Below are 12,452 nucleotides of genomic sequence, written 5' to 3' on the forward strand. Positions count from 1 at the left end.
TGGCTCCCTACGGCCAGCAAGTCGCGCCGGCACGTAAAGGGTTTCCATCTGCGTCGCGCTCTCAATCGCGGGGTTTATCATTCACCCACGGGTACGAACGGATGCAGACGAGGGCTCGTAGATCAGTGGTAGATCATCCCCCTGGCACGGGGAAGGCCTCGGGTTCAAATCCCGACGAGTCCATTTCCTTTCGCTCACTTCGTTCGCTCCAGTCAATGGACTCGTCGACCTTCGCGAACGCTCCGCGTTCGCTCAGTCCCGACGAGTCTAGGGCATTCATGAGTAAGGGGTGTGGCTAAGGCCACCAAAATTCAAAACACTCCGCACCGCTGTCCGCCAGAACAGCGGACACACCGGGTACAAGCTACGGAGGTTCGATGCTGTCCCTCGGGGTAAAGCGCTAGAAAAATGCCGCGTTTCCGAGAAGATACGCCCCAGCAAGGGCCTGCGCCATAGAGAGAAAAAGAACACCCTGGCCAAGACCTTTAGCCGAAAAGTCTGGACTTGTCCATATTACACTAAAATTTCCGTCTCGAAGAGCTGCCTCACCTGACTCGTCCATTTTCGCGTTCTGTCCGACCATATAGTATTGGATAGAAATGGGGCGTTGGATGTTTAGATCGTGGTTTATCCCCTCGTTACTGATATTCTCGATTGCTCTCTCTGCTCTTGTTCGAAGCACTCCAGCTGATTGCCGTTCAACGTAGTGGGTTAGTATTGCAAATCCGAGGACAAACGACGCTATCCCCCAAGTAGGCATATTAGGCCTAATTTGAGTGGGTCGTCGAGAACGTTGATTGCTGCACCACCAAATACTGGGGGAAAAATAACAAATAGATAGTATGAGTTATGGAGGAGTTGGTGTCGAGTTCGGTATTCTTCACCCGCCTGTTCATACTCTGTTAAAATCAGACTAAGTTGGTCTTCATCTGTCATCGCTTCTGTGGATACATACTGTCCACTTTAACCTATTTGCAGAGCCCGGTTTGACCTGAGTTTACAACCATCGCACGAGGTTACGCACGCCGAGAATCCATTCCTGAATATGCACACGAGACGCGCTCGGTCGCGCACACATCTCGCGTCACCGATGACGACGCTCATCGTCGTTTCGCGGTCGCCGAAACCGAGGCGACTACGAGTAATGTCGTGCTCAGACGACCTGTCCTCCGGCTAAGTAGAGCAGTTCGAAGAGCAGCCTGACGGCTGTCAGCCTGACTAAGATTTTTCTACCCCGGAGTTGCAGCTATCGTCATGGCCCAGCAGCGAGTCCGAGTTCTCGGTGCAATCGTGGGCCGGTACGGAGTTCTCTATCCCGGCCTTGCAGTAGCGGGGGCGTACGCCGTGAGTACGCAGGTCGGGGCCACGTTCGGCACGGTGCTGTTCTACGTGTTCGCAGGGGCCGCCATCCTCACTGGATTCGGGGCGGCCAGTAGCGGCCCCTCGATGGTTGCGGACTCCGTTGGCGATGTCGCCGCCCTCATGGACGACCCGTCGGTCTCAGACCCAGATTTCCGGGCTGACCGCGTGGAGCGGTGGGGGAACACGGCTCTGGTCAAACTGGTGTTGTTCACTCTCGGTCTCATGGTGGCACTGACTGGCCTGACGGTTGGGAACCTATAGAGAGCACTGTTCAGATACGGTTTTTGTCGCACTGTCTGGCGATCTGCACGGAGGAACAGCGGCCAGTCGATCTGCACGTCGCAACCTGGCATTCCATTCCAACGGCAAATGAAGAACTCGCGCTAGCAACCGCTGTCAGAGAACTGCAGAAATGGGAATCTTAGCCCGTTGCGGCCCGAGATGGTCGCCGCCACCGTGCCCTCGAACCGTCGGCAGTCGGGACGCTTGATGCCGCCCATGTGTGAGCACCTGCACGCCTCTCCCGCGAATCCAGTACACCGCGAACACGTAGTACCCGCCTTCTCGCTGTAGCTTCTCGTGGTACTGGCGGTAGATTTTGAACGTCCCTGGCTGGCCGTCGGCGCATCCGTGCACCGCCATCTCGTACTCGTGAGGCGTCGCTCACTTCAGGGCTGTTCCGCCGACTGATTGACCCACACGGTCAGCGTGTCGAAGTACGGCGCGACTTTCACGATGATGTTCTCGATGTCCGGCGCGGTTTCGGTGCCGACGCTCACCGTCGCCTGATTCTGCTGTTGGTTCGTGTAGAAGTTGTCGACGCCGAGCGTGGCGGTGACGCGGTACTGCTTCCGGTCGCCGGTAAACACCTCTTCCCACTCCTTCTCTTTGCCCGGTTCGATTTCCGCCGTTTTCTCGAAAATCAGTTCGCTGCCGCCCAGCGGACTCGCTTTCACCGTCACCGTATGCGTCTGGTCCATCTCGTTCAGGAGCAAAATTCCGTAGGAGTCGTTCCCGGCATCCGGATCGCTCGAACCACCGCCGAGAAGGCCGCTGCAGCCCGCGAGCGCCGTCGTCGCGAGAACGCTACCGCTCTGGAGGACGTTCCGCCGCGTTGGATTCGGCACCATCGTTGCACTCTTGTTCGAGAACTATAACTTAGTTCTTTGGCGTGAAGATAGAACGAGCGCAAGCGGGCGTCGGGCGCTGAGCGCGGGAGACCGTGTGTGTCACTTCCGCTCTTCGAGACACCAGTGACAGAAGTCGACGCCGTCGATGGTCTCTCGCGTGCACGCGTCGCAGACGCGGTTCGACCGGTCGGCGAGCGAGGCAACGGTGTCGACAGTTGCGGCGAGTCGGAGCGCGAGCGCGACGCCGGCGAGCGCCACGACGACCTGGAGTTCGGAGACGGGAGCGGGGAGCATCGCGAGCACGCCGGCCCGGAACCCCCAGCCGGGAAGCACGAAGGCCGTCGTGAGGACGCCGACGGGGAGCCAGAGGCAGACGCGGCGCCACGCACCGAGGAAGACGTGTCCGAGTCCGGGCGTGAGAAGGGAGAGCGTGGCGACGAGTCTTCGTGGGTGCGGTTCGTCGGGCATCGGCGGTGACTCGCGTGGGACCAGTAGTGAACATTTCGCTCCTGGGTGGGAGTGGCCAGCAGCCGGTAACGTCGCGTCACCACCACCATCAACCAGCAATATTCGCCAGGATAATCTCTCCGGCCGGGAAAATTATCAAACGAACAGAACGTATTTCACGGCCAACCGCAATGTACAATCATGGACGATTCGCGCATCGAGACGCTCGCGGTCGGGCACGGCGAGGACCCCGGGGAAACACACCGCGGCGACGTGGTTTCGCCGATCCACCTCGCGTCGACGTTCGCGCTCCCCGAACTCGACGCCGACCTCAGTCTCGAGGACGTCGACCCTGCAGACGGCCAGTTTCTCTACTCCCGACTCAACAATCCGACACGACACGCGCTCGAACAGCGACTCGCCGCGCTCGAGGGCGGCGACCACGGGTTCGCGTTCGCGTCCGGCACCTCCGCCATCGCTACGGCGGCGATGGCCTGCGTCGAACCCGGCGACCACGTCGTCGCGTTCGACGACCTCTACGCCGGCACTCGACGGATGTTCGAGACGCTCCTGCGCGACCGCTTCGACGTCGACGTCTCGTTCGTGGACGCCACCGACCCCGAGAACGTCGCGGACGCGCTCCGCCCGGAGACCACGCTCGTCTGGATGGAGACGCCGACGAATCCGCTGCTGAAACTCTGTGACGTCGAAGCCATCGCCGACCTCGCGCACGACGCCGGCGCGCGCCTCGGCGTCGACAACACGTTCCTCAGCCCGTACTTCCAGCGCCCCCTCGAACTCGGCGCGGACGTCGTCGCGCACTCCACGACGAAGTACCTCAACGGCCACTCGGACTCCGTGGGCGGCGCGCTCGTCACCAGCGACGACGCGTTCGCCGAGGAGGTCGGCTTCCTCCAGCAGGTCGGCCTCGGGAACGTGCTCGCGCCGTTCGACGCCTACCTCGTGCTCCGGGGGACGAAGACGCTCGCGCCGCGGATGCGCGACCACGAGGCGAACGCGCTCGCCATCGCGGAGCACCTGGAATCACGTGACGAGGTCGAGGCCGTCCACTATCCGGGTCTCGAATCCCACCCGCAACACGACCTCGCGAGGATCCAGCAGTCCGGCTACGGCGGCATCTTCTCGTTCGAACTCGCGGGCGACCTGCAGGACGCAAAGCGCTTCCTCGAGGCCTTAGAGGAGTTCAGTCTCGCGGTGAGCGTCGGCGGCGTCGAGTCCCTCGTCGAACTCCCGGCGGCGATGACCCACGAACCGATTCCGAAGGCCGAACGCGAGGCCCAGGGAATCACCGACACGCTGGTCCGGATGTCGGTGGGCATCGAGCACGTCGACGACCTCGTGCGGGACCTCGAACGCGGGTTCGACGCGATGCAGCGCGCGCCGGCGAATCGGTAATCGCCTCCCGGGGAGACCTGCACTGCTACACTAACGGCGTGGTGGCGTGAACCCGCAACGAACCGGTCCCTTCAGGGTCGCTCGGCCACAACCGCCCGATATGTCGCCCGTCGCGCACGTCCAGTCAGCCGCGCTCGCGTGGCCGCTCGTGGTCGCGTTGTCGCTCGCGGCGCTCGGGTCCGCGGTGCTCACCGGCACCGCGCTCGCTGTCTTCCTGCGGCGGCGCTCCCGTTCGTACCTGCTCGTCGCGCTCGCGCTCGCGGCGCTGCTCGCACGAACCGTCGTCGCCAGCGCGAGTCTCACGGGCTTGCTCGCCGGCGACGTCCACCACGTCCTCGAGCACGGCCTCGACGTCGTGATGGCCGCGCTCGTCGTCGCAGCGGTGTACTACGCGCGCTCGGTGTCGGGCAGTCCCACCGGGGGTGAGCGATGATGTCCGCAGTCAGGGAGCGCATCGCCGACCACGTCGCCGAGCAGCCCGGCGTCCACTTCAGCGCCGTCGCGCGCGACCTCGACCTCGCGCCCGGGCAGGTGCAGTACCACGTCCGGCGACTCCGCCGGAACGAAGCACTCGACGCAGAGGAGTACTACGGCCGCACGCACTACTTCCCGCCCGAGTGCGGGGAGTGGGAGCGCGGCGCGCTCGCGCTCGCCCGTCGTGAGACCGCACGGGACGCGCTCTACTGCCTGCTCGACGAGGGGCCGTCACGTCCCGACGACGTCGCCGAGCGCGTCGGTGTCGCTCGCAGCACGCTCGAACACCACCTCGGTCACCTCGTGGAGTGTGGCGTCGTGGAGAAGCGCCGCGACCAGCGGAATCGCGTGACGCTCGCGCTCACGAGACCCGAGGAGACGGTGCGCGCACTCGAGGTTGTGCAGCCGTCCGCGCCCGAGCGGTTCGTCGACCGCTTCGAGCGACTCGTCGACGGCCTACTGGAGTGACGAACTGGCGCCCGACTCGCTGCGGCCGCCGGTCGCGCGCACAATGCTCCCGAGCAACAACAGCACGCTCGCCGCGAAGAACGTCCCCCCGACGGGAGATGAGGGGTCGAGGAACGCCCAGTAGACCGGGGTCGCCGACGCGCCAAGGAGCACGGAGAGCACGCCGTAGAACGCCGGCGCACAACAACAGCACGCGGTCGCTCCCGTGGTGGCGAGCATCCCGAGTGCGGAGGTCCGTGTGCCGTCGGCCTCGCTCGCTCGGCGCGCCGCGGTGGCCCGCCACTGCTGGGCGAGTACGCCGACGTTGAGCGCGACGAGACCGCCGAGGATCACCATCAAGAGGAGCGTTCCAACGGAGACGTAGCCTGCGAGCGGAATCGACGGGAAGACGAACTCGACGGCCGGCCACGCGACGAGCGGGTCCGAGACGGGCATGACGACGACCAGCGGGTCCGTCGGGAGGCCGACGCCGTTGTCGGGGTTGAGCGTCACCGTTCCGGACGAGAACGCGAAGAACACGGAGAACAGGACGCCAGAGAGCAGGCCCGCCGCGAGCGGCCGCCGGTCGAGGCGGAGACTCTGGACGACGCCCCACGCGTCACGCCGGAGGACGTACGCGATGGCGGCGAGCACGGCGAACACGAGCGCGTACCCTGCGGGGTGATACGTCCCGCCGTTCGTCATCACGACGGGGTAGACGACCCACGCGGCGAGCAGGATGCCGAGCGCGGCGTAGCGTGGGCGTTCGGGCCACTTCACGCGGCCGACGACGAGGCTCCCGGTCGCCATCACCGCACCGACGGCGAGGCTCAGCGTCGGGTAGATTGCTGTGAGTTCCGGCGCGGCGTCCGCGACGACCTGGAGTTCGACGAGGCCGACGAGGCCGAACGCGCCGACGACGACGCCCGCGAAAGCGATGGACGCGCCGAGGGTCCCGCCGAGGCTGCCGCGGCGGTACGCGGTGGCGCTCCCGGCGACGAGCGCGCCGCCGACGAGCGCGAGCACGAACAACAGCCAGTGGGGGGTGCCGGCGTGCGTGGTCCCGGAGTGGGCCGCCGCGGGGGTGGCGAGTCCGGCGAGCGCGAGCGCGACGCCGCCGGCCCGCGCGACCCCTCGAATCGTCTGCATGGTCGAGTGTTTCGATTACGTCCTCTTTCGGGTTCTGGTTCGCGCGTCGAATTCGACGGCCGCACCAGAACCCCTTTTCACGGGACCGCCGTACCACGGTCCATGCACTCGGACGACCGCGGCATTCCGCGCCGCGCGTTCCTCAAATCGGCTGTCGCCATCGGGGGCGCGAGCGCGCTCGCCGCCTGCGCGGAACGCGACCCCGAACCCGTGCCGGCGGGTACCGAGAACCCGTCCTCGCTGCCCGAGCGCCAGCACGCGTGGCAGCAGTTCCTCGCGCAGGACGACGCCGGGAACACGATTCCGCCCCGCCACCACGTCCTCCTCCACCTCGAGTACGACGGCGACTCGCCGACCGAGCGCGAGCGCCAGACGGTCGAAGACGCCCTCCGGAGCCTCGAACGCGCCTACGAGTTCTCGAACGAGGGCCTCGTGTTCACGCTCGGCTACTCGCCGTCGTACTTCGAAACGCTGGGCGGGTCGCCGGTAGGCGTCGACCTCCCCGCGCCGCGCGCGCTCTCGGACCTCGAGGACCCGGAACTCGACACCCCGGACGCCGTCGTCCACCTCGCGAGCGACCGCGCGAAGGTCGTCCTGCGGGCGGGCCAAGGGCTCCGCGGCGAGAACGACGCGCTGAACGGCGAACCGATGGAGGCGGCGTTGACCGACGCGTTCACGGTGGCTGACCGGCGGACGGGGTTCGTCGGCGCTGGTCTCCCCGCCGACCACCAGGACACCGGCGGCGTCCCCGACTCCGACCCGGTACCCGAGGACGCGCCGCTGTACATGGGGTTCAAATCGACCTTCGAGAAGAGCCAGGCAACCGAGGACCGCGTCACCATCCAGTCCGGACCGTTCGAGGGGGGAACCACCCAGCACGCCTCCCACATCGACCTGAACCTCCAGCAGTGGTACGAGCAGGACGGCCGCGAGGAGCGCGTCGCGAAGATGTTCTGTCCAGCGCACGCGGAGTCCGGCGCGGTGGAGGGAGTTGGCGAGAACCTCGGCGATAGCCCCCAACTCGACGACTGCGCGGACGCCGAAGACGCGGCGCGGGAGAAGGGCGTCGTCGGGCACTCCCAGAAACTCGAGTCGGTTCGGGAAAACGACCGACCGATAATTCTGCGCCGGGACTTCGATTCGACGGACGGTGGCCACGCGGGCGTCCACTTCGTCTCGCTCCAGCGCAGCATCTCGGACTTCGTGGACACCCGCGAGGCGATGAACGGCGGGGACGTCACCGAGCGGTCGGCGGTCGGGCGCCGCCGCAACAACGGCATCCGCCAGTATCTCTCGGTGACTCACCGCGGAAACTACCTGCTGCCGCCGCGCTCTGCGCGTGCGCTCCCGTCTCCCGGTGGTGTCGATGCGTAGACGCGAATTCCTCGCCGCAACGGGCGTGACTGGACTCGCTGCGAGCGCAGGGTGTGCTGGACTGCTGGAGACCCAGCGCGCGAACGTCGAACCCCCGCTTCCCGCGAACCGCCCGAACGCGGTCTACCTGCCGTCCCACACCGAGGGGATGAAGATGGTCGGCACGCAGTCGAAGGGCCGGTACCGGTGTGCGCTCTCGTACACCTTCCCGCATCGATTCTGGCTGGTGACCAGGGAGGAGACCCAGCGCGTGGACGTGGCTGGCGACCTCCACCTGATGACGTCCGTGTGGGACGCCGAGGCCGGCGCGCTCGTCCCGGACGCGAGCCCGCAGATCGAACTCGTGGGTCCGGACGACAAACCGCGGTCGTTCGTCCCGTGGCAGATGCTCTCCCAGCCGATGGGCGTCCACCACGGCGACAACGTCGGCCTCGGCCCGGAGGGAACGTACGACGTGACGGTCAAGGCTGCGCCGTCCTCGACGCGCCGCACGACCGCGTCCGCGGCCTCGGGCGGCCCCATCGAGTTCTCCTTCTCCATGGACTACCGTCGGAGCGCACTCGAGGAACTGTCGTTCACTGACGTGCCGTCGAACCGGGAGGGGACGAAGGGAGCGGTCGACCCGATGGGGATGAAGCCGGTCCAGTTGTCCCAGGTCCCCGCAGCCGCCTCGTTCCCGATGTCCGTTCGCGGCACCGGAACAACGGGTGACGCCGACGTCGTCGTGGCGAGCGCGGACGAACGCGGCGAACTCGCCACCGGGAGCGACGAGTCGTACCTCGTCGCGTCGCTCCGCACGCCGTACAACCGCTTTGCGCTCCCCGCCGCGTCGCTCTCCGCGACCGTGACGCGGAACGGAGAGACGCGGCACTCGGGACCGCTCGTCGCAACCCTCGACAGCGAACTCGGCTACCACTACGCTGCCGCGGTGCCGTCGCTGGGCGACGCCGATGAGGTGACAGTCACCGTGGACGCGCCGCCCCAACTCACGCGCCACGAGGGGTACGAGACGGCGTTCTTCGGGATGGACTCGGTGACGGTCTGAGCGATCCAGTCGTCGCGGACGTCGAGCGAGCGGCGACGCTGATTGTCGCGGCCGCTGAGCGACGCCGGTGGCCGAGGCCGCTGAATTTCAAACGCGTTTCATAAGTACCACTTCTCCGTCGGGCAGGGTGATGGACGCCCCAGATCTCCAGGCGATCGACTGCATTCTGTACACTGTTCCGGACGCTGAACTGGACGCGGCGAAAGAGGAGTTCGAGACTGTTCTCGGGCTGGACCGGGTCTGGGAACGAGACGGGCAGGTCGGCTACAAACTCGAACAGCACGCGGACGGCGTCGGTGAAATCGTGCTCTCGACGGACACAGACGTCCCCGACGGCCTGGTGCATTACCTCGTCGAGGACGCCGAACGTGCCATCGAGTACTACGCCGACCACGACTACGAGGTCGTCCACGGACCAATCGACATCGGGGTCGGGACGGTTGCGACAGTCCAGAACTCGTGGGGTCACGAGTTCGAGATTATGGACCTCGAGTGAGACGACTCCCAGCCCCTCTGGATTCTCGCCCCCGGGATTGGAAGATGTCTTCCGAATCGTGACTGTCGTCCACCCCTGGGCTGGTTTCTCGGTGACGTTCCACCTCTACTTCGAGGACGTCGAGACTGACTAGGAGACCGGCGAATGGCTGGTGGCCGAGGGCGAGCGAGTCTTCCCTTGACGAGGCGGCTTGCCACGAACGTGCCCATCCGCCTGCGTTCCGCTACTCTTTAGTCTGCGTTCTTGAATACACAGTATGGAGCGACTTCGCGAGTCCTTCCAGGAGGCGCCCGTCATCGAGAAAGAAGGCGGCTACGAGTACGTCGTGCTCCCCATCAGCAACGGCGTGCCGATGCTCGAACCCGAACTGCTGCGCGAGGTCGTGGTCGGCGTCACGCGTGTCGCGGAACTCGCGGACGTCGACAAGATCGTCACCCCGGAAGCGATGGGCATCCACATTTCGACGGCTGTCAGCCTCCAGACCGACATCCCGCTCACGGTCGTCCGCAAGCGGGAGTACGGCCTCCCCGGCGAGGTGTCTCTTCACCAGGAGACTGGGTACTCGGAGGGCGAGATGTACATCAACGACGTCAACGAGGGCGACCGCGTGCTCGTCCTCGACGACCTGTTGTCGACGGGTGGCACGCTGCGAGCGCTCACCGACAGCCTCGACGACATCGGCGCGGACGTCGCGGACGTCGTCGTCGTCATCCGGAAGGTGGGTTCCGAGAGCGCGATGGCGGACTCCCCCCACAACGTCACGTCGCTCGTCGATATCGAGGTCGCGGACGGAGCGGTCACGGTCGTCGACGAGTACCGGTGACGGCATCGCGGAGTGAGTCATCGTCGAACTGGTGAGTCACTGCTGGACTGGTGAGTTAACGCCGAACCGGTGAGTCACCTCCGAATCGGTAAGGTGCCCGTTTGTGGGAAGTAAACGGCCTGTACTGCTGCCCTAGCGTTACTTGGCAGCGCGTCGTACTGGCGTACGTGACCAGCGACCGCACCGACAACTTCTGGGAGCCATGACCGGACCGTCGAACGCCGTCGAACTTTCGGCAGTGACGAAGACGTACCACGTCGGCCAACCCGTACACGCGCTCCGAGACGTCTCGCTGTCGCTCCCGCGTGGGTCCTACACCGCCGTCATGGGGCCGAGTGGCTCCGGAAAGAGCACGCTGATGAACCTCGTCGGCTGCCTCGACACGCCGACATCGGGAGAGATCTTCGTGGACGACGAGGAGGTGTCGGGTCTCTCCGAGCGGGAGCGAACGTCGCTCCGCGGGCGCGAAATCGGATTCGTGTTCCAGACGTTCAACCTGATGCCGCGCCTCACCGCCGCGGAGAACGTCGCGCTCCCGATGGTGTTCCGGGGCGTCCCCCGTGACGAGCGCGTGGCGCGAGCGCGCGTGCTGCTCAAGCGCGTAGGCATCGAGGGACGGGCGGACCACCGGCCGAACGAACTCTCGGGCGGGCAACGCCAGCGCGTCGCCATCGCCCGCGCGCTCGCGAACGACCCCACGCTCCTGCTCGCCGACGAACCCACCGGCAACCTCGACACCGACACCGGCGGGACCATCATGGACGCGTTCGCGGAACTCAACGCCGCCGGGAACACGGTGTTGCTCGTCACCCACGAGCGTCACATCGCGGAGCACGCCGACCGAATCGTCCACCTTCTCGACGGCGAACTCGAACGCGAGGAAGTCGTCGAACGACCGCGCCGAACCACGGGGGACGTGGCGTGACGCTGCGCGGCCAGCTGTCCGCGCTTCGGGGTGAGTGGGAGTGAACGCCTCGGAGAGTCTGCGGATGAGCCTTCGCGCTATCCGCGGCCACCGACTCCGCGCGGTGTTGACGACGCTCGGCATCGTCATCGGGGTCGCCGCCGTCATCACGTTCGTCACGCTCGGCGCGAGCCTGCAGACGGAGGTCGTCGGGGAGATCACCGGCGAACAGTCACCCGCGATGCAGGTGGTCTCGGGCCCGGCCTCGGACGGCCCGGGGATGTCCTTCGGCGGCAGCGGCCAGGCGGTGTTCACCGAACACGACGTCCGCGAACTCCACGACGTGCAGGGTGTCGCCGAGGTCATTCCGAGCGGTGGCGTCGCCATCTCGGGGATACGATACGGGAATCAGACGCTCGCGTACAACCGGTTCACGGCCACGACGCCGCCGTACTTCCGGTACCAGACGACGGCCGTGTTCTCGAGCGGGGAGCCCTTCACGATGGGTGAGCGCGAACTCGTGTTGAACGAACCGGCGGCCACCCTGTTCGAGCGCAACGTCACGGCGGGAGACACCGTCACCATCGTCCGCCCGAACGGCGACACCGTGAACGCGACCGTGGCTGGAGTCGTGGAGGCCGCCACCGGTCCGTTCGACGACTTCGCGGCGCCCCAGGTGTACGGGCCGGTCGATCCGTTCTACGACACGCGACTGCAGAGTCCGACGACGGGTGAACGACAGCGCGTCTACCCGACACTGACGGTCATCGCTTCCGACTTCGGCATCATCCAACCCACCCAGGAGCGAGTGCTCGAGTACCTCCGCACGGAATCGGATGCGCGTCGCCTCACGCCGTCGGCGTACGAGTTCTCGGCGATAACGGCCCAGGACGTCGTCGACCAGGTGCTCTCCATCTTGGACACGTTCACGGCGTTCATCACGGGCGTCGCGGTCATATCGCTGGTCGTCGGCGCCATCGGCATCGCGAACATCATGCTCGTCAGCGTCACCGAGCGCACCCGCGAGATCGGCATCATGAAAGCCGTCGGCGCGCAGAACCGCGACGTCCTCGAGTTGTTCCTCGCGGAGGCTGTGATTCTCGGCTTCGTTGGTTCGATAGCGGGCGTGGTCGTCGGCGTGCTGGGTGGATACGCGGCCACGCGGTACGTCGGACTGCCGATGACATTCCCGATCGTGTGGGCCGGCGTCGCCGTCGTCGTGGGGGTGGTCGTCGGCGTTGCAGCGGGCCTCTACCCGGCGTGGGACGCCGCTAGCACCGACCCGATCGACGCGCTCCGATACGAGTAGCGGGAACGTATCAGCGCCACAACTGCATGGTAATTCGTCGCAAGGCTTTTTCTTGCAGGGTGGCCAGTACGTGGTA

Annotated in this window: 15 protein-coding genes and 1 tRNA gene; 11 read left to right on the forward strand and 5 right to left on the reverse strand. The window is 65.9% G+C overall.

Annotated elements, in window-relative coordinates:
• Positions 1–111: 111 nt before the first annotated feature.
• Positions 112–183, forward strand: a tRNA-Ala gene (locus LT970_RS05020).
• A 217-nt stretch (positions 184–400) separates the two neighbouring features.
• Here the strand turns inward: LT970_RS05020 and LT970_RS05025 are convergent.
• Positions 401–760 (reverse strand): hypothetical protein, encoded by a 360-nt coding sequence (locus LT970_RS05025; RefSeq protein WP_232688371.1) that lies wholly within the window; start codon positions 758–760, stop codon positions 401–403.
• A gap of 494 nt (positions 761–1,254) precedes the next feature.
• Here LT970_RS05025 and LT970_RS05030 point away from each other — a divergent pair, with 494 nt between their 5' ends.
• A complete protein-coding gene (locus LT970_RS05030; RefSeq protein ID WP_232688372.1) occupies positions 1,255–1,623 on the forward strand; it encodes a hypothetical protein in 369 nt (122 codons plus the stop codon).
• 135 nt (positions 1,624–1,758) lie between these two features.
• Here the strand turns inward: LT970_RS05030 and LT970_RS05035 are convergent, their stop codons facing one another.
• From LT970_RS05035 to LT970_RS05045, 3 genes are all read right to left on the reverse strand, one after another.
• Positions 1,759–2,004 carry a PD-(D/E)XK family putative nuclease gene (locus tag LT970_RS05035; RefSeq protein ID WP_232688373.1) on the reverse strand — a complete coding sequence of 82 codons (246 nt, stop codon included), beginning with the start codon at positions 2,002–2,004 and terminating at the stop codon, positions 1,759–1,761.
• 26 nt (positions 2,005–2,030) lie between these two features.
• Positions 2,031–2,492 (reverse strand): hypothetical protein, encoded by a 462-nt coding sequence (locus LT970_RS05040; RefSeq protein ID WP_232688374.1) that lies wholly within the window; start codon positions 2,490–2,492, stop codon positions 2,031–2,033.
• Positions 2,493–2,591: 99 nt separating this feature from the next.
• A complete protein-coding gene (locus LT970_RS05045; RefSeq protein ID WP_232688375.1) occupies positions 2,592–2,960 on the reverse strand; it encodes a hypothetical protein in 369 nt (122 codons plus the stop codon).
• Positions 2,961–3,140: 180 nt separating this feature from the next.
• On the opposite strand from LT970_RS05045, the gene LT970_RS05050 reads away from it, so the two are divergent.
• The 3 genes from LT970_RS05050 (at position 3,141) to LT970_RS05060 (ending at position 5,297) form a co-directional block, all read left to right on the forward strand.
• Positions 3,141–4,355 (forward strand): trans-sulfuration enzyme family protein, encoded by a 1,215-nt coding sequence (locus tag LT970_RS05050; RefSeq protein WP_232688376.1) that lies wholly within the window; start codon positions 3,141–3,143, stop codon positions 4,353–4,355.
• A gap of 100 nt (positions 4,356–4,455) precedes the next feature.
• The gene (locus LT970_RS05055) at positions 4,456–4,788 is read left to right on the forward strand and encodes a DUF7471 family protein (protein ID WP_232688377.1); all 333 of its coding nucleotides are present in this window, start codon (positions 4,456–4,458) and stop codon (positions 4,786–4,788) included.
• Positions 4,788–5,297 (forward strand): winged helix-turn-helix transcriptional regulator, encoded by a 510-nt coding sequence (locus LT970_RS05060; RefSeq protein ID WP_232688378.1) that lies wholly within the window; start codon positions 4,788–4,790, stop codon positions 5,295–5,297. Before LT970_RS05055 ends, LT970_RS05060 begins: the two co-directional genes overlap by 1 nt.
• Here LT970_RS05060 and LT970_RS05065 read toward each other — a convergent pair.
• Positions 5,286–6,425 (reverse strand): hypothetical protein, encoded by a 1,140-nt coding sequence (locus LT970_RS05065; RefSeq protein ID WP_232688379.1) that lies wholly within the window; start codon positions 6,423–6,425, stop codon positions 5,286–5,288. The genes LT970_RS05060 and LT970_RS05065 overlap by 12 nt on opposite strands.
• A gap of 102 nt (positions 6,426–6,527) precedes the next feature.
• Here LT970_RS05065 and LT970_RS05070 point away from each other — a divergent pair, with 102 nt between their 5' ends.
• The 6 genes from LT970_RS05070 (at position 6,528) to LT970_RS05095 (ending at position 12,376) form a co-directional block, all read left to right on the forward strand.
• Positions 6,528–7,799: a DUF7405 family protein gene (locus LT970_RS05070; RefSeq protein WP_232688380.1), complete on the forward strand. Its 1,272-nt coding sequence runs from the start codon at positions 6,528–6,530 to the stop codon at positions 7,797–7,799.
• Positions 7,792–8,844, forward strand: a complete 1,053-nt coding sequence (locus LT970_RS05075) for a DUF7350 domain-containing protein (protein WP_232688381.1) — start codon at positions 7,792–7,794, stop codon at positions 8,842–8,844. The genes LT970_RS05070 and LT970_RS05075 overlap by 8 nt, the downstream gene beginning before the upstream one ends.
• Before the next feature lie 130 nt (positions 8,845–8,974).
• Entirely contained in the window at positions 8,975–9,340 is a 366-nt protein-coding gene (locus tag LT970_RS05080; RefSeq protein WP_232688382.1) for a VOC family protein, read from the forward strand.
• A 256-nt stretch (positions 9,341–9,596) separates the two neighbouring features.
• Positions 9,597–10,163: a hypoxanthine/guanine phosphoribosyltransferase gene (gene hpt, locus LT970_RS05085; protein ID WP_232688383.1), complete on the forward strand. Its 567-nt coding sequence runs from the start codon at positions 9,597–9,599 to the stop codon at positions 10,161–10,163.
• A gap of 202 nt (positions 10,164–10,365) precedes the next feature.
• On the forward strand, positions 10,366–11,088 hold the full coding sequence (locus LT970_RS05090) for an ABC transporter ATP-binding protein (RefSeq protein ID WP_232688384.1): 723 nt from the start codon (positions 10,366–10,368) through the stop codon (positions 11,086–11,088).
• A gap of 40 nt (positions 11,089–11,128) precedes the next feature.
• The gene (locus tag LT970_RS05095) at positions 11,129–12,376 is read left to right on the forward strand and encodes an ABC transporter permease (protein ID WP_232688385.1); all 1,248 of its coding nucleotides are present in this window, start codon (positions 11,129–11,131) and stop codon (positions 12,374–12,376) included.
• Positions 12,377–12,452 lie beyond the last annotated feature (76 nt).

It is taken from the genome of Halobacterium zhouii (assembly GCF_021249405.1).
In the GTDB taxonomy this organism is placed as follows: Archaea; Halobacteriota; Halobacteria; order Halobacteriales; family Halobacteriaceae; genus Halobacterium; species Halobacterium zhouii.

Coding starts and splice junctions, on each gene's coding strand:
- LT970_RS05035 (WP_232688373.1), bottom strand. CDS start 2,004: ATGGCGGTGCACGGATGCGCCGACGGCCAGCCAGGGACGTTCAAAATC.
- LT970_RS05050 (WP_232688376.1), top strand. CDS start 3,141: ATGGACGATTCGCGCATCGAGACGCTCGCGGTCGGGCACGGCGAGGAC.
- LT970_RS05025 (WP_232688371.1), bottom strand. CDS start 760: ATGCCTACTTGGGGGATAGCGTCGTTTGTCCTCGGATTTGCAATACTA.
- hpt (WP_232688383.1), top strand. CDS start 9,597: ATGGAGCGACTTCGCGAGTCCTTCCAGGAGGCGCCCGTCATCGAGAAA.
- LT970_RS05045 (WP_232688375.1), bottom strand. CDS start 2,960: ATGCCCGACGAACCGCACCCACGAAGACTCGTCGCCACGCTCTCCCTT.
- LT970_RS05030 (WP_232688372.1), top strand. CDS start 1,255: ATGGCCCAGCAGCGAGTCCGAGTTCTCGGTGCAATCGTGGGCCGGTAC.
- LT970_RS05055 (WP_232688377.1), top strand. CDS start 4,456: ATGTCGCCCGTCGCGCACGTCCAGTCAGCCGCGCTCGCGTGGCCGCTC.
- LT970_RS05065 (WP_232688379.1), bottom strand. CDS start 6,425: ATGCAGACGATTCGAGGGGTCGCGCGGGCCGGCGGCGTCGCGCTCGCG.
- LT970_RS05040 (WP_232688374.1), bottom strand. CDS start 2,492: ATGGTGCCGAATCCAACGCGGCGGAACGTCCTCCAGAGCGGTAGCGTT.
- LT970_RS05060 (WP_232688378.1), top strand. CDS start 4,788: ATGTCCGCAGTCAGGGAGCGCATCGCCGACCACGTCGCCGAGCAGCCC.
- LT970_RS05080 (WP_232688382.1), top strand. CDS start 8,975: ATGGACGCCCCAGATCTCCAGGCGATCGACTGCATTCTGTACACTGTT.
- LT970_RS05075 (WP_232688381.1), top strand. CDS start 7,792: ATGCGTAGACGCGAATTCCTCGCCGCAACGGGCGTGACTGGACTCGCT.
- LT970_RS05070 (WP_232688380.1), top strand. CDS start 6,528: ATGCACTCGGACGACCGCGGCATTCCGCGCCGCGCGTTCCTCAAATCG.
- LT970_RS05090 (WP_232688384.1), top strand. CDS start 10,366: ATGACCGGACCGTCGAACGCCGTCGAACTTTCGGCAGTGACGAAGACG.